Genomic DNA, 22,102 nt, shown 5'->3' on the forward strand with positions numbered 1-22,102 from the left:
AGCACCTTCCGGGATTGGCGGCGCGCGGCGAAACGCCTAGCTTGCGGCCACGGAGACCCACCATGCTGCTCATCATCGACAATTACGACAGTTTCACCTTCAACCTGGTGCATTATTTCCAGGAATTGGGGGCGACGACCCGCGTCATCCGCAATGACGCCATGAGCGCCAGCGAGGCCCTGGCGCTGCAGCCCGACGGCATCGTGCTCTCGCCCGGCCCCTGTGATCCGGACCGGGCCGGCATCTGTCTCGATATCATCCGGCAATTGCCCACAGACCTGCCCTTGCTCGGCGTCTGCCTCGGCCACCAGGCGATCGGCCAGGCCTTTGGCGGTGATGTCATTTCGGCCAAGCAGATCATGCACGGCAAGACCAGCGCGATCGACCATGACGCCACCGGCCTGTTCGCCGGCCTGCCCAGCCCTTTCACGGCGACGCGCTATCACTCCCTCGCCGTCAAACCGGAAACCCTGCCCGAAGCCCTGCGCGCCACGGCCCACACCAGCGACGGCGAGATCATGGGGCTTTGCCATGTCGAACGCCCGATCCACGGCGTGCAGTTCCACCCGGAATCGATTGCCTCGGAACACGGCCATGACCTGCTGCGCAATTTCCTCGACATGACGCGGGAGACGCACCGCCGGGCGGCGTGACAAATAGCCCATCCCGACTGTCACCGGAAAAACTGTCTGCCATCCTGCCATCACCAGAATGACCGTATCCGCGGCCCTGTGTCCGCAGGCGTTTCCGGCTTGACAGACTCGGTTCGCGCGTCTGTCAGCCTGTCATCGTCTGTCATCCTGGCGGGGGGATTTTCGGCCGTTTCGCACTGTTCGGGATCGGCCGCCTCCTCCTCGGCATCCTGGCCCGCTTGCTCGCCGGCCTCCTGGTCGCGGTCCCGCATCCAGGCCGGGGGATTCACGATCAAGCGTTCGCGCAAATCATCACGCAAGCGCTCGATCGGAACCAGATCCATCCGCCCCTCCTTTTCAGCCCGGGCCATGTCCCATCCCTCGGGAAATTCCAGCGGGTGGCAATCCTCGTCCAGCGGCAAGCCGACCAACTCCGCAGGCAGGCGCCGGCGCGAGGCCAGGTCGGCCGTCGCCTTTAGCGCCGCCACTTCCGCCTGACGCAGGGAGAGTTCGATCAATTGCCGCGCCAGCCTGGCCGCCACCGCCGAGCGCGCCATCTGTCCCGCCAGCGCATAGCGGCTCGCCCGCGCCACCAGTACCGAGGCCGCCTCCTCCAGCGGCAGATCGGGAATATCATCCGGGATATTCGCATCCAGCGACACCGCCGCGACGCCCGGTGCCTTGCCGGCCATATCCGACAGCCGCCAGCTACCGCGCCGCGCCCATCGATTGAGCGTCGTCTCCGACACCCCCGTCTCATCGGACACTTGTGCCATCGTCAGCCCCTGCTCCCGCAAGGCCCGCGCCCGGGCCTGCAATCTCGCCCGCTCAACTTCATTTCTCTGGATACCTGTCATGCCGGTATTATGAGGCGGGGCCTGGAGGGGTGGGGATAAGTTTGATGATTTTTCGTCATCCTGACCCCCACCTGCGTGGGGTGAACTCCAGTCGGGACCTCGATATCACGGGCGCCGACCCTGTCACGTCGAGGTCCCGGCCTTCGCCGGGATGACGTGGGATAATTGTGGGGGATGGGGGATAGGTGGGCGGCATCACGCCCCACACACCCCCCGCATTGAAAACCGTCCCCACCCGCATTATCACTTTACCGGTTCGCTTGGTTCAACTGAAAGTCAGCCGGTATGCCGATCTCATCTGTCCATCACGCCCATCCCTGCACGGCCATCGCGCCGCGTGGCGGGCGTGGGGCGGTGACGCGCGTTCGATACCTTGGGGCTGGCGGTCGATGGCGTGGCTTGACGGCAAGCTTGTAGCGCGCGCGCCGATGGCGCGATGATCGATCCGACACGAATATTCAAAAATCGAGAGACTGGTATGAACCACCTTGCCCTCTGCCTTGCGGCCTTCAGCCAGGGCCAGCGGCCCGAGACTGCCCAGATTTCCGGCGCCTTTGATCAATTGATGGAAGGCGATGCGCCCGATGCCGCGATTGGCGGCTTTTTGATGGGGCTCGCCGCCCTGGGCGAACAGCCGGCCGATATCGCTGCCGGCGCACGCGTCCTGCGCGGCCGCATGGCGAAGATCCGGGCGCCGGAAGGTGCGATCGACACCTGCGGCACGGGCGGCGATGGCAAGGGCGCGTATAATATCTCCACCGCGGCAGCCATCGTGGCCGCGGGCGCCGGCGCCATTGTCGCCAAGCACGGCAATCGTGCCGCCTCCTCGCAATCGGGCTCCTCCGACGTGCTCGCCGAGCTCGGCGTGAAGCTGGATTGTCCGCGCGAGGCTGTCGAGCGCTCGCTGACCGAGGCCGGCGTCGGCTTCCTGTTCGCCCCGGCCCACCACAGCGCCGTGCGCCATGTCGCCAGCGCGCGCAAGAATCTCGGCGTGCGCACCATGTTCAACCTGCTGGGCCCCTTGGCCAATCCGGCCGGTGTGAAGCGGCAATTGCTCGGGGTTTATGACAAGCGCTGGCTGGTGCCGATGGCCGAGGCGCTGCGCGATCTGGGCTGTGAGCATGCGCTGGTCATTTGCGGCCAGGACGGCATGGACGAGATCACCACGACCACCGGCACCGATGTTGCCGAGCTGCGCGATGGCGAGATCACCACCTATTCCGTCACACCGGAAGATGCCGGCATCACGCGCGCCATGGAGGCCGACCTCAAGGGCGGTGATCCGGCCTACAACGCCGCCGCCATCCTGCGCCTGCTCGAGGGCGAGAAAGGGGCGTTTCGCGACATCGTGCTGCTCAATGCCGGCGCGGCGCTGATCCTGTCGGGCCAGGCCAAGACGCTGGCCGAGGGGGCCAAGCTGGCCGCTGCCGCGATCGATGATGGCCGCGCCCGCACGGCGCTGGCACGCATGGCCACCATCTCGCGCGGGGAAGCGTGAAATGGCCGATATCCCTGACACGCTGGCGCGGATCGGTGCCTACAAGCTCGAGCATATCGCCGCCTGCAAGGCCGCCCTGCCCTATGGAGAGATCGCGGCCCACGCCGAAGACGCCCCGCCGGTGCGCGGCTTTCACGCCGCGCTTGAGCGGGCGGCCGACGCCGAGGGGCTGGGTCTCATCGCCGAGATCAAGAAGGCAAGCCCGTCCAAGGGCTTGATCCGCGAGGATTTCGATCCGCCCGCCCTGGCTCGCGCCTATCAGGCCGGCGGCGCTACCTGCCTCTCAGTCCTCACCGACGGGCCGAGCTTTCAGGGCTCGGACCGCTTTCTCATTGCCGCGCGCGCGGCGTGCGATCTGCCGGTCCTGCGCAAGGATTTCCTCTATGATCCCTACCAGGTCGCCGAGGCGCGCATGCTCGGCGCCGATGCCATCCTGGTGATTCTCGCCGCTGTGGACGACGCCACCGCCCGCGCCCTGATCGAGGAAGCGGCGCGCTGGTCGCTCGATGTGGTGGTCGAGGTGCATGACGCGCCGGAAATGGAGCGCGCGCTGCGGCTGAAGGCGCCGCTGATCGGGGTCAATAACCGCAATCTGCGCACCTTCGAGACCGCGCTGGAGACCTTCGAGACTTTGGCGCCGATGCTGGCCGGTGCCGCCTTCCCGGTCGCCGAGAGCGGCATTTTCACCGCCGCCGACGCCGCGCGCCTGCACGCGGCCGGTGCCCGCGCCCTGCTGGTCGGCGAAAGCCTGATGCGCCAGGACGATGTCACCGCCGCGACGCGGGCCCTGATGGCCTGGCAAAACCCCGCTTGACGCCTGACGGGAACCTTTGTAGAACAAAGCCACATATTCCTGATTTGTTCTTTCGGTGTTTGCGCGCCGGCATCATCAAAGGGGGCTGACTTGCTCACCCGTAAACAGCACGAACTTCTGATGCTGATCCATAACCGGATCAAGGATACCGGCGTTTCGCCCTCCTTCGATGAAATGAAGACGGAGTTGCAGCTGGCCTCGAAATCCGGTGTTCACCGCCTTATCACGGCGCTGGAGGAGCGCGGTTTCATCCGCCGCCTCGCCCATCGCGCCCGGGCGCTGGAAGTGCTCAAACTGCCCGAATCCGCCGCTGCCAGCCTCGAGGACGCGGACCCGGCGCCGACCGGTGACGACAGCGATCTCGGCGCCAATGTCGTGCGCGCCAATTTCAAGCGCAATACCGAGGACAGCGGCGCCGAGGCCTCGATCGAGATCCCGCTGCTCGGCCGTATCGCCGCCGGTGTGCCGATCGCCGCCATCCAGCACGAAACCGACCGCCTCGCCTTCCCCGCTGACATGGTGCGCGGCGGCGAGCATTTCGCCCTCGAGGTCAATGGCGATTCGATGATCGAGGCCGGCATCATGGACGGCGATATCGTGTTGATCCGGCGTGGCCAGTCGGCCGATAGCGGCGAGATCGTCGTCGCCCTGGTCGATGACGAGGAAGCGACGCTGAAACGCCTGCGCAAGAAGGGCGGCTCGATCGCCCTGGAAGCGGCCAACCCGGCCTATGAAACCCGCATTTTCGGCCCCGACCGGGTCAAGGTCCAGGGCCGCCTGGTCGGACTGATCCGCCGCTATCACTGAGGCGGGTTCCACAGATGCCCCGATGTCCGGCCCGACCGGGGCGTCGCTGAATTGCGGGCGCCTTGTGGGCTGACGCATGAGGGATTGGTGCCTGACAGGTTAAGGCCTGACGGATTCGGGTCTGACGGGTTGGTGCCAGAATTAAACAGGGCCGGCGTGCCGGGTGGCTGAATCACCGCTGCCGGGGATCCAGGCATCGTCTGGCGGCACAAATCGGCTGCCGACTGGAGGCTGGAGGCAGCAATTGGGGTTCGATACCCGCGTCCCGGCCCCGACTGCAGCTTTGATGCCCGCGTCCCGGCCTCGCCTGTAACGGGCCTCGCCTGCAGCGGGCGCAACAGTAGCGGGCTCAACAGTAGCGGGGCTCGATTGTTGCGGGCCTCGCCGGTTGCGGGTCTCGATTGTGGTGGGTCTGCTCAGCACACCGCCGTCTTCCCCGTTCACGGGGGACGTGGCTGCGAAGCAGCCGATAGGGGCCACCCGCAGCGTTCACACACCGCGCACCTGCCCTCCACCACGACCGGGCCGGCTCAAACCCGCAGCCCTCCAAGACACACCCCTTGCCGTGCCGGCTCGCCACCCCGTCGCTCCGTCGCCCCACCCCTCCACCGACCAGCACCCTGCCGTCTTCCCCGTCCACGGGGGACGTGGCTGCGCAGCAGCCGATGGGGGCCGAACGTCCTCACTCGCGGGCAGAAAAGCGGCGCCGCTCCCAGGGGCGGTTGCTGCCGGGCGTCGAGACGGTTTGCATTCGCACAATGGCGCCGTCGCGGGTCCAGACCAGGGTGCCACCACCCGCATCGAGCCGGGCGCGATCAAGCACCAGGGCGCGGCAGCGCCGGTGCAGCCACACGGGCAGATCGACCATCAGCACCAGCAGATCGGCCCGGTCGCAATCGGTAGCCCAGTCCTCGGCCTGCTCAAGCACGACATAGCGCAGCCCGCCGCCTTGACCGCGACAGCCCATATCGTCGCACTCCAGCCCGGCGCGCGCCGGCGGGGCGTGGGCCCCGCGTTGTTCGAGGAACACCGTCACGGCAAAGCGGGAGCGCCGGCGGGTGCTGGCCTGCCACTCATCCCGGTCCGCCCCGTCACGCGCGACCACGACCGCCCCCTCGGAGATGAAAAGGTCCGGTGCCGGTGCGAGGCTCCAGGCAATGAGCGCCGCGACTGCGAGGCCAGCGCCGCCCAGCCGCAGCGGTCCGCGCCCGAGCAGCACGGTCACGAAAGCCGCCGCATACAGCGGCAGGACCCAGCCGGGCGCCGCGATGACCGGCTGCAGCGCGCCCGGCGCACCGGCGACCCGGTCGGCGACCGCGAACATCACGTCGAGCCCGCCGCTCATCACCATCAGGGCCGGCCCGTCGAGGCCGAAGGGCATCAGGAACAGCGCCGCCACCCCGGCCGGCATGACGATGAAGGTGAAAACCGGCATCGCCAGCAGATTGCCGGCGAGACCGAACCCGGCAATGCGGTGAAAATGGAAGGCGGCAAAGCCCGAAGTTGCCAGCCCGGCGATCAGGCTGGTCAGGCTCAAACTGCCCAGACCGGAGAGCAGGCCGCGTCCGAAATCCAGCGGTGCAGCCGGCCGGCGGCGGCGGCGAAACCACAGATCGGCGCAGGCAATCAGCGCGGCGACGGCGGCGAAGGACATCTGGAAACCGGCGCCGCGCACGGCTTCCGGCTGCAGCGCCAGCACGAAAATCATCGCCAGCGCCAGCGTGTGCAGCGACAGGGCGCGCCGCCCGACCAGCACACCGGTCAGCACCGCCGCCGTCATCAGGAAGGCACGCTGGGTCGGGATGGCACCGCCGGAGAGCAGGAAATAGCCCGCCCCCGCCAGCAAGGCCCCGACCGCTGCCGGCCCGGCGGCATCGAAGCGGCGCGCAAACGGGGTGATCGCGGCGAGGCCGAAGCGCAGGATGAGAAAAACACCGCCCGCAAACAGCGCCATATGCATGCCGGAAATCGCCAGCACATGGCCCAGACCCGCCGCGCGCAGGGTCTCGCTAACCTGCGGCGTCAGGCCGGAGCGATCACCGGTCAGCAGGGCGGCCGCCATGGCGCCATTGCGGCCGGGCAGGCGCTGGCGCAAATGCCCGGCGATCTGCCAGCGCCAGCGGGCAATCGCCCGCGCCGCTGCGTCCTGCGCCAGTTCCGGACCGGGCTCGAGCGGCGCAATCGCGAAACCGCTGCCGACAATGCCGGCGAAATAGGCATTGAAACGGAAATCATAACTGCCGGGCACCGGCGCGCGGCGCGGCGGCTCGATGATCGCCAATATGCTCACCGCATCGCCCGGCTGCAGCTGCGGCTCGGCGGCGAGCACCCGTACCCGGCGGACCGGATCACCGCGTGACCGCGGCAGGCGAATCGACAGCCGGGCGCGGCCGCGACTGTTGCGCTCCACCGCTTCCAGCCAGCCCGTCACCGGCTCCGGACGCCCGAATACCAGCTGCGGCGGCGTCCCGGCGCCCAGGGCGTGGCTGCGAAGCTGGGCGCGTGCGAGCCCGGCCGCGAAGGCCAGAATCGCCAGCGCCGCCAACCCCAGGGCCGCGCCGTGGGGTATGGCGCGTGCCGCCAGCAGGGCCGCGAGGGCCAGCCCGGCCAGGGCGACAGACCAGAGAGCGGAAGGTTCGGCCGGAAGTGCGAAATAGGCCGCGCAGCCGGCGGCAAAGCCCAACGCAGCAAGGATCGCCGGCCGCCCCGCCAGCACGAACAGGGCGGGCCGGGCCGGAGGGCCGGGCCGATATCCGGGCTCGGGCTGACGCACCCGTCGAAATCCTCCCTGCCTAACCCCTATCGCCACCGCCGATATTCATGCTAACAAACGATCTTCTTCTTGCAGCGCAGCATGATTTCGCAGGTGCAATACTTGAAACCGATGATCCGCACCCGATTTGCCCCCTCGCCGACGGGCTTCCTGCACATTGGCGGGGCACGCACCGCCTTGTTCAACTGGCTGTTCGCGCGCCATCATGGCGGCGAGTTCCTGTTGCGTATCGAGGACACCGATCGCGCGCGCTCGACCCAGCCCGCCATTGACGCGATCCAGGACGGTCTTGGCTGGCTCGGCCTCGACTGGGATGGTGATGTCGTCTCCCAATATAGCCGCGCTGACAGGCATGTCGAGGTCGCACAACAAATGGTTGCGTCCGGTCATGCCTTCCGCTGCTATTGCAGCGCCGAGGAAACCGATGCCCTGCGCGCCGAAGCCTTCGCGGCCGGCCGCGCCCTGCGCTCGCCCTGGCGCGATCGCGATCCGGCCGAGGCACCCGAGGGTGTGCCCTATGTGATCCGCTTTCGTGCCAGCGACGCCGACATGCTGATCGAGGATGCGGTCCAGGGCGATGTGCGCTGGGCGGCGAAGGAATTTGACGATCTGGTGCTGCTGCGCAGCGATATGAGCCCGACCTATAATCTCGCCGTCGTCGTCGACGATCATGATATGGCAATCACCCATATCATCCGCGGCGATGATCATCTGGTGAATGCCGGCCGCCAGGCCCAGATCTATGATGCGCTCGGCTGGACCCGTCCGGTCTTCGCGCATATCCCGCTGATTCACGGGCCCGACGGCAAGAAACTGTCGAAGCGCCATGGCGCGCTGGGTGCCGAAGCCTATCGCGACATGGGCTATCTGCCCGAAGGCCTGCGCAATTATCTGCTGCGGCTGGGCTGGTCCCATGGCGACCAGGAATTCTTCACCGATGCCGAGGCGATTGCCGTTTTCGATATGGGCGGGCTCAACAAATCCCCCTCCCGGCTCGACCTGGACAAACTGTCGCATATCAATGCCCACCATATCGCGCGCGCCGATGATGCGCGCCTGTGTGCGCTGGTGGCGCCTTTCCTGGCAAAGCTGGACGGGCAGATCAGCGACGAGGCCGTCAAGGCCAGCCGCATAAGAAATGCGATGCCGGTGCTGAAAACCCGCGCCGCAACGCTGGAAGCGCTGGCCGAACAGGCCTATTTCCTTGTGAAAGCCCGCCCGTTCGAACTGACGGGGAAGCTCGCCAAGGCCCTCAACGATGACGCCCGTGAGCGTCTTAACCGGCTTTTCATGCGTCTGGTTGAAACGGATGCCTGGACTGAAGACACACTCGCCGGCGTGCTCAAGCAATTCGCCGAATCCGAAAACGTCGGGTTTGGCAAAGTCGGTCAACCGCTTCGTGCGGCCCTGACCGGTGGGGCACCCGCCCCGGATCTCGCACTCGTCATGGTCTATCTTGGCCGCGATGAAGTGCTGGATCGCATCAAGGACCAGATTTCACCGGGCTGAAAACAGCCGGCGATCGCAGATGGGGAAGACATGATGGAAAGCAAGGCCAAACCGAACGGCTCCGCAACGCTCACCTATAACGGCAAGAGCGTCGAGTTTCCGGTATTGAGTGGCGAGATCGGGCCGGATGTCATCGATATCCGCACCCTGTACCGCGACACGGGCATGTTCACTTACGATCCCGGCTTCACCTCGACGGGAAGCTGCGAAAGCCAGATCACCTATATCGATGGCGACAAGGGCGTGCTGCTGTATCGCGGTTATCCGATCGAACAGCTGGCGCAGAAATCCTCCTTCGTCGAGGTCTGCTACCTGCTGCAACATGGCGAGCTGCCGAGCCCGGACGAGTTGAAGCAGTTTGACTGGACGATCCGCCGCCATTCGATGCTGCACGACCAGTTCGACCAGTTCTTCCGTGGCTTCCGCCGCGACGCCCACCCGATGGCGATCATGGTCGGAACCGTCGGTGCCCTGTCGGCCTTCTATCATGACAGCACGGACGTCAATGATCCGCACGCGCGCACGATCGCCAGCCACCGCATGATCGCCAAAATGCCGACGATTGCGGCACGCGCGTTCAAATACGCGATCGGCCAGCCCTTCATCAGCCCGCGCAATGACATGGATTATGCAGCCAATTTCCTGCGCATGTGTTTTGCCGTGCCGGCGGAAGACTATGAAGGCAATGCCGTCATGGCCCGCGCCATGGACCGGATCTTCATCCTGCACGCCGACCACGAGCAGAACGCCTCGACCTCGACCGTCCGCCTGGCCGGCTCGTCGGGCGCCAACCCGTTCGCCTGTATCGCCGCCGGCATCGCCTCGCTCTGGGGCCCGGCGCATGGCGGTGCCAATGAGGCCGCGCTCAACATGCTCGAGGAAATCGGCTCGGTTGACCGCATCCCCGAATACATCGCCAAGGCCAAGGACAAGAATGATCCCTTCCGCCTGATGGGCTTCGGTCACCGCGTCTACAAGAATTACGATCCGCGTGCGACGGTGATGCGCGATACCTGTCACGAGGTTCTTGAGATCACCGGTCACGGCAATGATCCGCTGCTGCAGGTGGCGCTGGAACTCGAGCGCATCGCGCTGGAAGACCCGTATTTCGTCGAGAAAAAGCTCTACCCGAATATCGATTTCTATTCGGGCATCACCCTGCGGGCGATGGGCTTCCCGACCGAAATGTTCACCGTGCTGTTCGCCCTTGCGCGCACCGTCGGCTGGATTGCGCAATGGTCGGAAATGATCGAGGACCCGTCCCAGAAGATCGGCCGTCCGCGCCAGCTCTTCACCGGGGCCAAGCAGCGCGACTATGTCGACCTCAGCAAGCGCGGCTGATCATTCGGCGACAAGACATGACAGAGGCCGCCCCTCAGGGGCGGCCTTTTTTGTTCCTGCTTGTGCTTGCGTGGCTCAGACCTGCGGCAAGTATTGCAGCACCACTTCGGCGGCCCGGTCACTGGCCCGGCCCTCACCGCGCATATCGTCAGTGGCCTGGCGCAGGGCCTGGCCGATTTCCAGCCGACGCTGCGGCGCTTGCAGCAACCCCTCCATCGAGGCAGAGAGCCGGCCGGCGGTGCAACGGGTCTGGACATGTTCGAGCACGAGATTGGAATCCGAGGCCATGTTGACCAGGGTGGTATAGGGCGATTTCATCACATTGAGCATGCGGATCAGCGCCCAGGTGATCCAGCCAAGCCGGTAGGCGGCCACCGTCGGCACGCCGCTGGTTGCCAGTTCGGTGATCACCGTGCCCGAGGTCGCCAGCGCCAGATCGACGGCAGCAAAGGCATCGCCCTTCTCCGCCTCTTCGACGATGATCAAATTGCCGGGCAGCCGTGTTTCGGCCGCCAGCTTCTCGCGCACCACATCCTTGACCGGCTCCGCCAGCACGATGACCAGGCGCAGCGCCGGCCGGTGCGCGAGCACACGCGCCAGGGCGCGGACCAGAACATCATACATGCGCCGGATTTCCGAAGGGCGGCTGCCGAACAGGACCAGCATGACCTCGGCCTCGACCGGAAGGTCGTAACGGGCGCGGAAGGCCGCGCCATCGCCGACCGGCATACGCTCCAGGGTCGGATTGCCGACAAAGGTCACCGGCAGGCCGAACTCGGTGTAGAAAGGCGCATCAAAACTGACGATGGACAGCAGGTGGTCAACGGTCTCTGCCAGGGTTTTCGCGCGGCCCGGCCGGGTGGCGAAGACTTGCGGTCCGACATATTTAATCAGCTTGATCGAAGGATCCGCCGCGCGCACGCCCTGGGCCACGCGCAGCATGAATCCCCAGCTATCAATCAGCACCACCACGTCCGGCTTGCGCTCTAGAATATCGGCGACGGTCAGCGCGACGCGCTCCTTGACCCGGCGCCAGGCCAGCAGACCGTCAATCCAGCCGATGATGGCCAGACCGTCAATACCCACCGCTGACGGCACGCCCTCGGCGGCCATCGCGGCTCCGCCAACGCCGGCAAAGGCGATGCTGTCACCACGCGCCTTGCGCAGCGAGCGGATCAGATCGGCGCCGAGCAATTCACCGGAGCGTTCGGCAGCGACCAGATAGACCAGGGGCGGCGTTGTCATGGCTGCGCGTCCTCGACGACCAGGAACATGCCGGCCGCATCCAGCGCCGCGATCACAGCCTCACGATTGACGATCAGGGCGCTGCCGGCCTCCAGCGCGATGCCGGCCAGCCCGGCGCGATCACAGCGCGTCACGGTCTCAACCCCGATGGTCGGCAGATCGATGCGGCGTTCCTGGATCGGCTTGGGGGTCTTGGCGAGGACGCCGAGGCGCTCGCCGGCATTGCCGCGCAAATGCGCCGGCAGCTCCGTGAGCCGCTCGAGCATGGCATTGGTGCCCTCCTGGGCCTCGACCGCGAGCACGACACCATGGGCCACCACGGCGGCCTGGCCGATATCGATCTCGCCCATGTGGCGGGCGGTCAGCAGGGCCTTGGCAATATCGGCGCGATCATTGTCGTTGGGAGTGGTTGCCGTCAGCTGCCCGGCGGCCGGGGCGAGCGATTTGAGCACGTCATTGGCGCCGATCACGGTCAGGCCGGCCTGTTCGAATTCCTCGATCACCACGCGCAGGATGGCGTCATCACCCTTGCGGCCCGCCGCCAGCGCCCGGGGCACAAGCACAAGCCCGTGCGCATCCATTTGCAGGTCCTTGATGTCGGGACGTTTGACATAGCCGGCAAAGCACAGCGCGTCACACCCGGCCTTCTTGAGCGCCTTGAGAATGCCGCCAATCTGGCCGATCGATTTTTCGACGCTCTCGAAACCCTCGAACGGATCGGTTCCGAAGCCCTTCACCCGCACGATAAACGGGTTCATCCCGGCCATGGCCTGCGCGATCTCGACCGGCAGGTCACCGCCGCCGGCAATCAGGCCGAGCCGGTTCCATGTCGGCTGATCAGGCATTGGGCATAACAAGCGCCCGGTTCGAGGACGCGCGGATGAAGCCGATAATCTCCATCACATGTTCATTGTCGGAATAGAGCTCGCTGGCGTCGGACAAGCGTTCCTGAAAGGTGCCCTCCTCCGCGAACAACAGCCGGTAGGCGGCGCGCAGGTCCCGCAGCGCATCGCGCGGCATGCCGCGGCGCTTGAGACCGACAACATTGAGCCCGACCAGATGGGCATCATTGCCGTTGACCGAGCCGTAGGGAATGACATCGGCGGCAACCTTGGTCATGGCGCCGATAAAGGCATGACGGCCGACGCGGGTCTTCTGGACGACGCCGGAAAGCCCGCCGAAGATGACATGATCGCCGATCGAGGACGAACCGGCGATCTGGGCGCCATTGGCGAGCACGACGCGGTCGCCGATGATGCAGTCATGGGCGATATGCGAGCCGGCCATGAAGTAGCAGTCATTGCCGACCACGGTGCGCGCCTTGTCGAAGGCGGTGCCCGGATGCATCGTCACGCCCTCGCGCATGATGTTGCGCTGGCCGAGAATGAGCCAGGTTTCCTCGCCCTGGAATTTGAAATCCTGCGGCGGGTGTCCCAGGTGCACGCCCGGATAGAGCACGCAATCCTCGCCGATCTCGGTGAAACCGGCGACGGTCGCATGCGAGACCAGGCGCACGCGGTCATGCAGGATGGCGTTCGGGCCGACAACGCAGAAAGGGCCGATCTCGACCCCGGTACCGATCTTGGCTTCCGGTGCGACAATCGCGGTCTCGTGGATGGTGTTTGCGGTCATCAGTGCTCAATCGCCTTCGCAGAAAATTCGGCCTGGACGGCCTTGTTGCCATCGGCGAAGCCCTCGCCGCGAAACTTGAAAACGCCATGGCGCGCCGCGGTGACGACGACATTGAGCCGCAGGACCATGCCCGGACGGACCGGGTAGCGGAACTTGACCTTGTCGGCGCCCATGAAAAAGACCGTCGCATCGGCGTGGGAGGCATTGAGCGTCTTGTACATCAGGACGGCCCCCGCCTGCCCCATCGCCTCGATCATCAGCACACCGGGCATGACCGGGTTGCCGGGAAAATGTCCGGGGAAAAAGGGCTCGTTCGCCGTCACCGCCTTGATGCCGGTGATCGAGGTGCCCGCGACATAATCCTCGGCGGCATCGATCAGCAGAAACGGATAGCGGTGCGGTAGAAGCTTGAGGATCTCGGCATTTTCAATGCGTTCACTCACCGGTCTTCCCCCCAGACTTGCTTTTGCCCCGCGCTCGCACCAGGCGGCGAAGCTCGCCGATCTCGCGCATATGGGCGCGTATGGGTTGCGCGGGCGCCCCGGCATAGGTTTCGCCGGCGGGCACGTCGGCCATCACGGCAGAATTTGCACCGATCCGGGCCCCGGGCCCGATCACGACATGGTCGGCGACGCCAACCCGGCCACCGAACATGACGCCGTCACCGATCAGGCTACTGCCGGACACGCCGGCAAAGGCCGGCATCAGGCAGGCCTCGCCCAGTTGGGCATTGTGCGCGATATGACAGAGATTATCGATCTTGCAGCCCTTGCCGATTCGCGTTTCGCCAAACACACCGCGGTCGATGGTTGAATTGGCGCCGATGGTGACATTGTCCTCGATCCGAACCGAACCGAGATGCGGCACATCAATGACGCCGCCCGCCGATACTGCGACGCCGAAGCCGGCCTCGCCAATCACGGCACCCGCAAGAATGTTGCAGGATTGTCCGATATCGCTGCAGCTGATGCTGACCCGCGCGCCAATCGATGTGAAAGACCCGATCCTGCAGCCCGGCCCGATCGTCGCATTGGGGCCGACAGACACGCCCTCGCCGATCTCCGCGCCGGCGCCGATCACGACGCCGGGGGCAATCTGCGCGCTGTCATGGCACCGGGCGTCAGGGTGCAGGCCCGCCTCACCCTCGAAGCCACGTACGGCAAACAAGCGTGTACCAATGCGGGAAAAAGCCTGGCGCGGCGCCGGGTGCGACAGGACCAGCGCCCCCAGACCGCAGGCCTGGTCTACCAGGGCCGGCGGCACGATCAGAACCGCGCCGGTCAGCGCCCCCTCGGGCAAGGCCGCCAGGATTTTGGCCGATTCCGCATAGCTGAGCTTGCCCGCCTGCGCCGCCTCGAGCGGTGCGACATCGCTCACGGTCAGGCTGCCCGGTGCTGAATCAGAAATCGCCGCACCCGAAAGTGCGGCGATCTCCGTGATCGTGATCGGGCCAAGCCCCTGATAGAACCGCAGGTCTGCCACGGGCTCGTCCTGACTATTCTATTGCTGAGCGGCGGCCGGAGCACCCTCAGGCAACCGGACGCGATTGACCGGCACCGATGGCAGACGCTCGTTGAGCAGGGTGATGACCGAGTCGCTGATATCCACCGACGGGCTGGCGAAGACCAGATTGGCGCGGTCAACCAGGATGTCGATGCCGCGTGCGGCAACCACTTCCTCGAGGATCGGATTGAGAGCCTCATAGACCGGCTGCATCGCCTGGCGTTCGGTCTGGGCCAGTTCCTGCTCGCGGCGGCGGCGCTCGAGTTCGAATTGCTGGGCCTGCTGGTTCAGCGCCTCGATGCGTTGCATCAGATCGGGACGCTGCTGGATGGCCTGCTGCGTCATCGACGCCGTTTCCGTGGTCAGCGCTTCGGTCTGCTGCTGGATCGGCTGACCAATCGCGGTCAGCTCGGCCCGCACTTCCGCGCCGATCGCTTCCAGACGCGTCCGGATGTGCTGACCGACAACGCTTTCACGCAGGACGCGCTGTTCGTTGATGACGGCGACATTCTGCTGCGCCATGGCCGGAGCGGCCAGTCCGGCCAGGAGGACCGGAAGAAGGAGGAAAAGTTTGAAAGATTTCATTATTTAGAACCCTGTACGTGTACTGAAACGGAAGAACTCGGCTTTGTCGTAATCTTCACGCATGAAGGCTTGGGCAAAGTCGAAACGAACCGGACCAAAAGGTGAATCCCAGAAAATACTGACCCCGGCTGAAGCACGAAGCGCCAGATCGTCGACGGTGAAGAGTTCACCGGTCACTTCATCGACCTGATCGCTGCTGTCCAGCAGGCCCAGAGTACCAAATTCGGTGAACACGCTGCCGCGCACACCATATTGCTCAGGCAAGCCGAGCGGGAAATTGACTTCCAACGAACCGATTGCATAAAGCCTGCCACCGAGTGCGTCGCCGCGGTTCAGCTCGCCGGTCGTCTCGTCGCGACTGACAACGCGCGGTCCGATACCGGCGACTTCAAAGCCGCGGAATGAGCTGCCGCCCTTAAAGAAGCGGTCGTTGATCCGGACAGAGTCTCCGCTCCACGGCAGAATAAAGCCGCTATTCATATTGAAGCTCGCGACGACATCGCCAAACAATCCCCGGAAGTAGGAACCGCTGAACTCCGACTGGACGTAGCGAACATCGCCGCCAAATCCGGCGAAATCTTGGCTGAACTGCAAACGGAAGCCGTTATGGGGTTCGATCGGGTCGTCGAGACGAGACCAGTTGAGCGTATAGCCCAGCACCGAGGTCACCCGGCTGCCGGCCTGGTCGATCAAGGCCTGCGAGGCAGTCGAATAGACCTGGACGTCATCGGTACGCAGCGTGTAGCGCAGCTGCAGATTGGCCTGGGCCGTCACCGGGAAGCCGAGACGCAGGCTGCCCCCGGTCGAGGCGGTCTGGAAGGAGGCTTCGGACAGGAAGTCGGAATTGACCCGGAACAGGTCAAAGCCGGCGGCGAGATTGCGATCCAGGAAGCGCGGTTCGGTGAAGCGCACATCGATGGTTTCGCGCGTGCCGCTGACCGACACCCGGAAACGCAGGAACTGGCCGCGGCCACGCAGATTGCGTTCCGAGATCGACAGGTCGACGAGGAAAGAATCGGTGGAGGAGAAGCCGGCGCCGAAGGCCAGCTCGCCGGTCGGCTGTTCGGTGACCTGGACGCGGACGCGTGCGCGGTCCGGGGACGAGCCCGGCGTTTCTTCCAGTTCGACGTCCTCGAAGAAGCCGAGACGGCGGATATTGTTGCGCGACCGGTCGACGAGAACCTGGTTGAAGGCGTCGCCCTCGACAATGTCCAGTTCGCGGCGGACGATGCGGTCAAGCGTGCGGGTATTCCCGGAAATGTCGATGCGCTCGATATAGACGCGCGGTCCCTCATCGATGACGAACTCGACTTCAACCGTCTTGCTGTCGCGATCACGCTGCGTGACCGGGCGCACATTGACGAAGGCATAGCCCGATGCGCCGGCGGCGAAAGTCAGGGCATCAATACTTTGCTCGATCAATTCCCCGCGGAAGATATCGCCTTCCTGCACCGGCAGCAGGGCTGCAAGGAACTCCTCATTCAGGTCCTCGATTTCGGTTCTCACCGAGACCGAACCGAAATTATAGACCTCACCCTCATCGAGCGTGATCGTGATGTAGAAGGATTCCTGGTCGGGCGTCAGTTCGGCGACGGCGGACAGGACACGGAAATTGGCGAAGCCGCGATTCTGGTAGAATTGACGCAGCAGCTCGCGGTCGTATTCCAGACGGTCCGGATCGTAATTGTCATTGGAACCGTAAAAACGCCACCAACGCGATTCCTGGGTCACCAGCTCGCGGCGCAGACGGTTGTCGGAGAAGGTCTGGTTGCCGATGAAATTGATCCGGCGGACACCGGTGACCGGCCCCTCTGAGATTTCGAACACCAGATCAACGCGGTTTTGCGGCTGTTCGATGATTTTCGGGGTCACGGTCGCGGCAAAGCGGCCGGAGCGGCGATAGACCTCGATAATGCGCTGGACATCGGACTGGACCCGCGCGCGGGTGAAGATGGCGCGCGGCTGGGCCTGGATCTCGTCGGTGATCTTGTCGTCATCAATGGCTCTATTGCCCTCGAGAACGACCCGGTTGATGATCGGGTTTTCCTGCACGCGCACGATCACGATTTCACCGCGATCCTCGATCTGCACATCGGAGAACAGGCCGGTCGCGAACAGGGTCTGGATCGAGAGATTCGTCAGGCGCTCATCGGCGGGACGTCCGGGCTGGATCAGCAGGTAGGACAGCACAGTGTCGATTTCGACCCGCTGATTGCCATCCACCAGGATCTGCCGGATCACCGGCGCCGGTGCCGGAGCCACAGCCTCGGCAGCCGGTTCCGTCGCTGCCGGAGCAGGTGGCTGCGCCACCGCGACCGTCGAGAAGCCAACCGCCATCAGAGTCGCAAAGAGCACGCGCAGAACACTTACCATTGAAAATCGCCGCTTGCTGGGCCCGGTCAGAAAATCTGACCGAGCAGATAATTCAGGTCATTCCAGGTCGCTACAAGCATCATCCCGAGGACAAGTGCAAGACCCACACGAAATCCGATCGCCTGCGCCCTCATACTCAGGGGACGCCGGGCAACCGCCTCATAGGCGTAATACACCAGATGCCCGCCGTCGAGGATCGGTATCGGCAAAAGATTGACTAAACCCAGTCCGACAGAGAGAAAACCGGCCAGATTGACGAGGTTGATCAATAGCAGGAACACGCTCTGCGCCGCATCCTCGCCGCGCTCGACACTGGCCACCGCCGTTTGCCCCGCCGTCGTCGCAATCCCGACGGGACCGTTCAGCATGGTCGGCGGCGATCGCCCGGTCACTACATAGCTGACATAGCGCCCCGTCATCGACACCACGGTCCAGGTCTGATCGATGCCATAGCCGATGGCGGTCAGGGGATTGAAGGTCCGGCGCAGGGCCACGCCCGTCGACTGGATGCCCAGGCGGGCAATCTCGCGCTCGCCGCCATAGGGATCCTCGACCGTCGTCAACGCCGCAGCCGCCTGCAAGGTCACGGTCTCACCATCGCGCTCGACCTGGAAGGTCAGGCGCTCGCCGGGCCGCCAGCTCACCTCACTGGTGATATCGCGAAACCGGGTGACGCGCTGGGCATTGATCGCGGTGATGCGATCGCCCTCGCGGAAACCGGCCTGCTGCGCCGAGGAATTTTCGGTGAAGCCGCCGACGACCGGCTCGAGATAATTGACGCCCAGCGTCTGTGCCAGTGTCGCAAAGATGGTGATGGCGAGGATGAAGTTGGCAATCGGTCCGGCTGCCGTGATGAAGGCGCGTTGCCAGATCGGCTTGAAGTGATAGCACTTCTCGGCGTCCGCCCCCATGCGCTGACGGATTTCCGCCAGCTTGGCCTCGTCCGGCTCGCTCGCCGCGCCGGCATCGCCGAGAAATTTGACATAGCCGCCCAGTGGAAAGGCCGCGATGCGCCACACCGTGCCCTGCTTGTCGCGCCACGAGAACAGCGTCGGGCCGAACCCCATCGAAAACGCCTCGGCATGCACCCCGCAAATGCGCCCGGCCCAGTAGTGGCCGAGCTCATGGATGACCACGACGATCGAAATCAGGAAGACGAAGGAGAAAATCGTCAGAAATCCGCTGCCAATCAGGCTCATATCCGGGGTGTCCGCGCTGTGAGAGTTGCAGTGGTTTCAATCAAGTTACGTGCCAGTTCGCGGGCCCGCGTATCAATGGCATAGACATCGTCGAACGAGCCCACATCCCGGGGCATATCGGCATCGACAAGACTACGCTCCAGAACCTCCTCAACGCTGCCCGCGATGTCAAGGAAGCCAATCTGTCCGGCCAGAAAGGCCGCGACCGCGATTTCGTTGGCGGCATTCATCACCGCCGGCGCATTGCCGCCAGCCGCAATGACGGAACGCGCCAGCCGCAGGGCCGGAAAACGCACCTCGTCGGGCGCCTCGAAATCGAGCCGCGCCAGCTCGCCCAGCCGCATGCGCGCCACCGGTGCCTGCATGCGATCGGGCCAGGCCAGGGCGCTGGCGATCGGTGTGCGCATGTCGGGCGAGCCCAGCTGTGCGAGCACGCTGCCATCCTCGTATTCCACCATGCCGTGGACGATGGATTGCGGATGCACCACGACCTCGACCCTGTCGGGAGCAAGATCAAACAGCCAGCAGGCCTCGATAATCTCCAGCCCCTTGTTCATCATCGTGGCGCTGTCGATGGTGATCTTGGCGCCCATGTCCCAGGTCGGGTGCGCCAGCGCATCCTCGCGCCGGGCGGAGCGCATCCGCTGCAGCGGCCAGTCACGAAACGGGCCGCCCGATGCTGTCAGCGTAATGGCGCGGATCGCGTCGCGGCGCTCGAAATCAAACACCTGGAATACGGCATTGTGCTCGGAATCCACGGGCAGGAGCCGGGTGCCGCACGCGGATGCCTCGCGCATGAACAACGCGCCGGCACACACCAGACACTCCTTGTTGGCGAAGGCCAGCGCCCGTCCTTGGCGCAGGGCCTCCAGCGTCGGCCTGAGCCCGGCTGCGCCGACAATGGCGGCCATCGTCCAGTCTGCCGGGCGCGCCGCAGCCTCGGCCACAGCCCCTGCCCCGACCCCGATCTCGATTTCGGGATGGCCGGACAGGGCTTCGCGCAGCGGCGCGGCTGCCGCCGGGTCGGCGATCGCGACAAAACCGGCGCGGTGGCGAATGGCCAGTTCGGCGAGCCCCGCGGCATTGCGGTTGGCCGTCAGGGCCACAATCTCGAAACGGCCCGGCTCGGCACGCTCGATCAGGTCCAGCGTCGCCACACCAACCGATCCGGTGGCGCCGAGAACGGATATCCGCCGCGCCTGTGTCATGACGCAGCCCAGCCCAGTGGCAGAAAACGCTCGGTGATGACCGCAACGATCACCGCCAGCATCAGGGCATCAACCCGGTCGAGCACACCGCCATGACCGGGGATGAGCGTCCCGGAATCCTTGACGTGAAAACTGCGCTTGAAGATCGACATCGACAAATCTCCCCCGACCGATGCGGTCGCGACAACCAGCGCGAAAATCGCGACCGGCAGATTGTCGAGCCCGAACATGACACCGGCACCCAGCCCGGCCAGCAGGCCGGCTGCGAGCCCGGCGACAAAGCCCGACCAGGTCTTGTTGGGACTGGCCTGTGGCAACAGTTTCGGGCCACCGGCCCAGGTCCCGACCAGATAGGCAAAGCTGTCAGCGGCCCAGACAATGGCGAACAGCAATACCACTGATTTGAGACCATGATCGGGCCCGGCGCGCATCGCCGCCAGCAGGGCCGCGGACAGGGAGACATACAGCACGCCGACCACTTCGATCGACCAGCCCCGGCGCCAGCGTTCAATGGCGCTGGCCAGCGTTCCGGCCGCGCCCCAGAACACTGCATCCGAGATCTCGGCCTGACCGGCGAGCAGCACACTGCCCGATGCCGTGGCGCAGGCGATTGCATAGGCCAGCGGCGGCGCGTCGGGATCCGACATCTGGATCCATTCCCACGCCATAGCCGCCGCGAAGGCGGCGACCCAGGCCGTAAAGGGCAGATCGCCATAGCTCAGCAGGCCGAGGGCGAGCGGGCCAAGCACAAGGGCAGACAGCAAGCGCCGGTTGAAGGCCGGATCACGCCGCGCCGGCATCAAGGCCTCCATAGCGGCGTTCGCGCTGCTGGAAGCTCTCGATCGCGTCCGCCAGGTGTTTCGGCTCGAAATCCGGCCACAACACATCGAGGAAAAGCAATTCGGCATAGGCCGCCTGCCACAGCAGGAAATTGGAGATGCGCTGTTCGCCGCTGGTGCGGATCACCAGATCGACATCCGGCAGGCCCGCGGTATCAAGCCGGGCGGCAAGGGCATCGCTGTCGATGGCATCAGCCTCGATCTCGCCGGCCGCCACGGCGCGGGCCAGTTCGCGGCTGGCGCGCACGATTTCATCGCGGCCACCATAATTGAACGCGATGGTCAGATGGAAATCCTGATTGTCGCGGGTCCCGGATTCGGCGCGCTCGATGATCGCGCGCAGCTCGGCGCTGAGATCGTCACGGCGGCCGATAATGCGGATGCGCACGCCGCGGCCCCTGAGGGTCTCAAGATCAGCCTCGACATAGCGGCGCAGCAATTCGAACAGCGCCCCGACCTCTTCGGCCGGACGGCTCCAGTTCTCGGTGGAAAAGCTGAACAGGGTGAGATGGCGCACGCCCATCTCGCCGGCGGCCTCGACGATCCGCCGCACGGCCTCGACACCGCGCGCATGGCCAAATGCCCGCGGGCGGCCCCGTGCCTTCGCCCAGCGGCCATTGCCATCCATAATGATGGCGACATGCCTGGGCCCCGGACTGAGAGCAGAGACGTCCTCGCTCATGGTCTCGCTCCGCAGTGCAGGCCGATCAAACCTGCATGATCTCTTCTTGCTTGGCCTTCAGGCTCTCATCGATGCGCTTGATCGCATCGTCGGTCAACTTCTGCACATCCTCGGCGAAGGACTTCTGCTCGTCCTCGGACAGCACACCGTCCTTCTCGAGCTTCTTGAGGCCGTCCATGCCGTCGCGGCGCACATTGCGCACGGCGATGCGGGCCTGTTCGGCATAATTGCCGGCCAGCTTGGCGATCTCGGCGCGGCGCTCCTCATTGAGCGGCGGAATCGGGATGCGCAGCATCTGGCCTTCCATGATCGGATTGAGCCCGAGCGGTGAGTTGCGGATCGCCTTGTCGACGGCCGGCGCCAGGGCCCGGTCCCAGACCGAGACGGTGATCATGCGCGATTCCGGCACCGAGACGGTGGCCAGCTGTGTCAGCGGCGTCGGCGAGCCATAGGCCTCGACCCGGATCGGCTCGAGCAGGCCGGCGCTGGCGCGCCCGGTCCGCAAGCCCGCGAATTCCTTGCGCAGGGAATCAACCGCACCGCTCATGCGGCGTTTCAGGTCATCCTCGTCGTAATCGGTCGCGTCGCTCATGGCTCTGCCTTCT

At 65.1% G+C, this 22,102-nt stretch carries 20 protein-coding genes; 6 read left to right on the plus strand and 14 right to left on the minus strand.

Annotation, left to right across the window (positions count from 1 at the left end; genetic code table 11):
- Positions 1-62: 62 nt before the first annotated feature.
- Positions 63-653 (plus strand): anthranilate synthase component II, encoded by a 591-nt coding sequence (locus ACN0YL_RS08790; protein WP_417497723.1) that lies wholly within the window; start codon positions 63-65, stop codon positions 651-653.
- A 50-nt stretch (positions 654-703) separates the two neighbouring features.
- On the opposite strand, the gene ACN0YL_RS08795 is transcribed toward ACN0YL_RS08790, so the two are convergent.
- The gene (locus tag ACN0YL_RS08795) at positions 704-1,408 is read right to left on the minus strand and encodes a hypothetical protein (RefSeq protein ID WP_417497724.1); all 705 of its coding nucleotides are present in this window, start codon (positions 1,406-1,408) and stop codon (positions 704-706) included.
- A gap of 559 nt (positions 1,409-1,967) precedes the next feature.
- Between ACN0YL_RS08795 and trpD the strand changes: the two genes are divergently transcribed.
- The 3 genes from trpD to lexA all read left to right on the plus strand — a co-directional run bounded on the left by trpD (position 1,968) and on the right by lexA (position 4,608).
- A complete protein-coding gene (gene trpD, locus ACN0YL_RS08800) occupies positions 1,968-2,987 on the plus strand; it encodes an anthranilate phosphoribosyltransferase (RefSeq protein ID WP_417497725.1) in 1,020 nt (339 codons plus the stop codon).
- 1 nt (position 2,988) lies between these two features.
- Entirely contained in the window at positions 2,989-3,801 is an 813-nt protein-coding gene (trpC, locus tag ACN0YL_RS08805; protein ID WP_417497726.1) for an indole-3-glycerol phosphate synthase TrpC, read from the plus strand.
- 90 nt (positions 3,802-3,891) lie between these two features.
- Entirely contained in the window at positions 3,892-4,608 is a 717-nt protein-coding gene (lexA, locus tag ACN0YL_RS08810) for a transcriptional repressor LexA (RefSeq protein ID WP_417497727.1), read from the plus strand.
- Between the two features lie 682 nt (positions 4,609-5,290).
- Here the strand turns inward: lexA and ACN0YL_RS08815 are convergent.
- Complete coding sequence (locus ACN0YL_RS08815; protein WP_417497728.1) at positions 5,291-7,381, minus strand: ComEC/Rec2 family competence protein; 2,091 nt, start codon at positions 7,379-7,381, stop codon at positions 5,291-5,293.
- Positions 7,382-7,462: 81 nt separating this feature from the next.
- On the opposite strand from ACN0YL_RS08815, the gene gltX reads away from it, so the two are divergent.
- Positions 7,463-8,890: a glutamate--tRNA ligase gene (gene gltX / locus ACN0YL_RS08820; protein WP_417497729.1), complete on the plus strand. Its 1,428-nt coding sequence runs from the start codon at positions 7,463-7,465 to the stop codon at positions 8,888-8,890.
- 33 nt (positions 8,891-8,923) lie between these two features.
- Positions 8,924-10,231: a citrate synthase gene (gltA, locus tag ACN0YL_RS08825; protein ID WP_417497783.1), complete on the plus strand. Its 1,308-nt coding sequence runs from the start codon at positions 8,924-8,926 to the stop codon at positions 10,229-10,231.
- Between the two features lie 75 nt (positions 10,232-10,306).
- Here the strand turns inward: gltA and ACN0YL_RS08830 are convergent, their stop codons facing one another.
- Genes ACN0YL_RS08830 through frr form a run of 12 tightly spaced genes read right to left on the minus strand, consistent with a single transcriptional unit; the run spans position 10,307 to position 22,089 of the window.
- On the minus strand, positions 10,307-11,476 hold the full coding sequence (locus ACN0YL_RS08830; protein WP_417497730.1) for a lipid-A-disaccharide synthase: 1,170 nt from the start codon (positions 11,474-11,476) through the stop codon (positions 10,307-10,309).
- A complete protein-coding gene (locus ACN0YL_RS08835) occupies positions 11,473-12,321 on the minus strand; it encodes an LpxI family protein (protein ID WP_417497731.1) in 849 nt (282 codons plus the stop codon). Before ACN0YL_RS08835 ends, ACN0YL_RS08830 begins: the two co-directional genes overlap by 4 nt.
- Positions 12,314-13,108 (minus strand): acyl-ACP--UDP-N-acetylglucosamine O-acyltransferase, encoded by a 795-nt coding sequence (gene lpxA, locus ACN0YL_RS08840; protein ID WP_417483378.1) that lies wholly within the window; start codon positions 13,106-13,108, stop codon positions 12,314-12,316. Before lpxA ends, ACN0YL_RS08835 begins: the two co-directional genes overlap by 8 nt.
- Complete coding sequence (gene fabZ / locus ACN0YL_RS08845) at positions 13,108-13,551, minus strand: 3-hydroxyacyl-ACP dehydratase FabZ (RefSeq protein ID WP_417468113.1); 444 nt, start codon at positions 13,549-13,551, stop codon at positions 13,108-13,110. Before fabZ ends, lpxA begins: the two co-directional genes overlap by 1 nt.
- On the minus strand, positions 13,544-14,590 hold the full coding sequence (gene lpxD / locus ACN0YL_RS08850; RefSeq protein ID WP_417497732.1) for a UDP-3-O-(3-hydroxymyristoyl)glucosamine N-acyltransferase: 1,047 nt from the start codon (positions 14,588-14,590) through the stop codon (positions 13,544-13,546). Before lpxD ends, fabZ begins: the two co-directional genes overlap by 8 nt.
- An 18-nt stretch (positions 14,591-14,608) precedes the next feature.
- The gene (locus ACN0YL_RS08855) at positions 14,609-15,196 is read right to left on the minus strand and encodes an OmpH family outer membrane protein (protein WP_417468110.1); all 588 of its coding nucleotides are present in this window, start codon (positions 15,194-15,196) and stop codon (positions 14,609-14,611) included.
- Positions 15,197-15,199: 3 nt separating this feature from the next.
- Entirely contained in the window at positions 15,200-17,569 is a 2,370-nt protein-coding gene (gene bamA / locus ACN0YL_RS08860; protein WP_417492199.1) for an outer membrane protein assembly factor BamA, read from the minus strand.
- Positions 17,570-17,595: 26 nt separating this feature from the next.
- Complete coding sequence (locus ACN0YL_RS08865) at positions 17,596-18,768, minus strand: M50 family metallopeptidase (protein WP_417468107.1); 1,173 nt, start codon at positions 18,766-18,768, stop codon at positions 17,596-17,598.
- Entirely contained in the window at positions 18,765-19,976 is a 1,212-nt protein-coding gene (dxr, locus tag ACN0YL_RS08870; protein ID WP_417492200.1) for a 1-deoxy-D-xylulose-5-phosphate reductoisomerase, read from the minus strand. Before dxr ends, ACN0YL_RS08865 begins: the two co-directional genes overlap by 4 nt.
- Positions 19,973-20,776 carry a phosphatidate cytidylyltransferase gene (locus ACN0YL_RS08875; protein ID WP_417492201.1) on the minus strand — a complete coding sequence of 268 codons (804 nt, stop codon included), beginning with the start codon at positions 20,774-20,776 and terminating at the stop codon, positions 19,973-19,975. The genes dxr and ACN0YL_RS08875 overlap by 4 nt, the downstream gene beginning before the upstream one ends.
- Positions 20,760-21,497: an isoprenyl transferase gene (locus ACN0YL_RS08880; protein WP_417468101.1), complete on the minus strand. Its 738-nt coding sequence runs from the start codon at positions 21,495-21,497 to the stop codon at positions 20,760-20,762. Before ACN0YL_RS08880 ends, ACN0YL_RS08875 begins: the two co-directional genes overlap by 17 nt.
- A 25-nt stretch (positions 21,498-21,522) precedes the next feature.
- Positions 21,523-22,089, minus strand: coding sequence for a ribosome recycling factor (gene frr, locus ACN0YL_RS08885; RefSeq protein ID WP_417492202.1), 567 nt, complete (start codon positions 22,087-22,089; stop codon positions 21,523-21,525).
- Between the last annotated feature and the right edge of the window lie 13 nt (positions 22,090-22,102).

Source organism: Maricaulis sp. (genome assembly GCF_048269565.1).
Lineage (GTDB): Bacteria > Pseudomonadota > Alphaproteobacteria > Caulobacterales > Maricaulaceae > Maricaulis.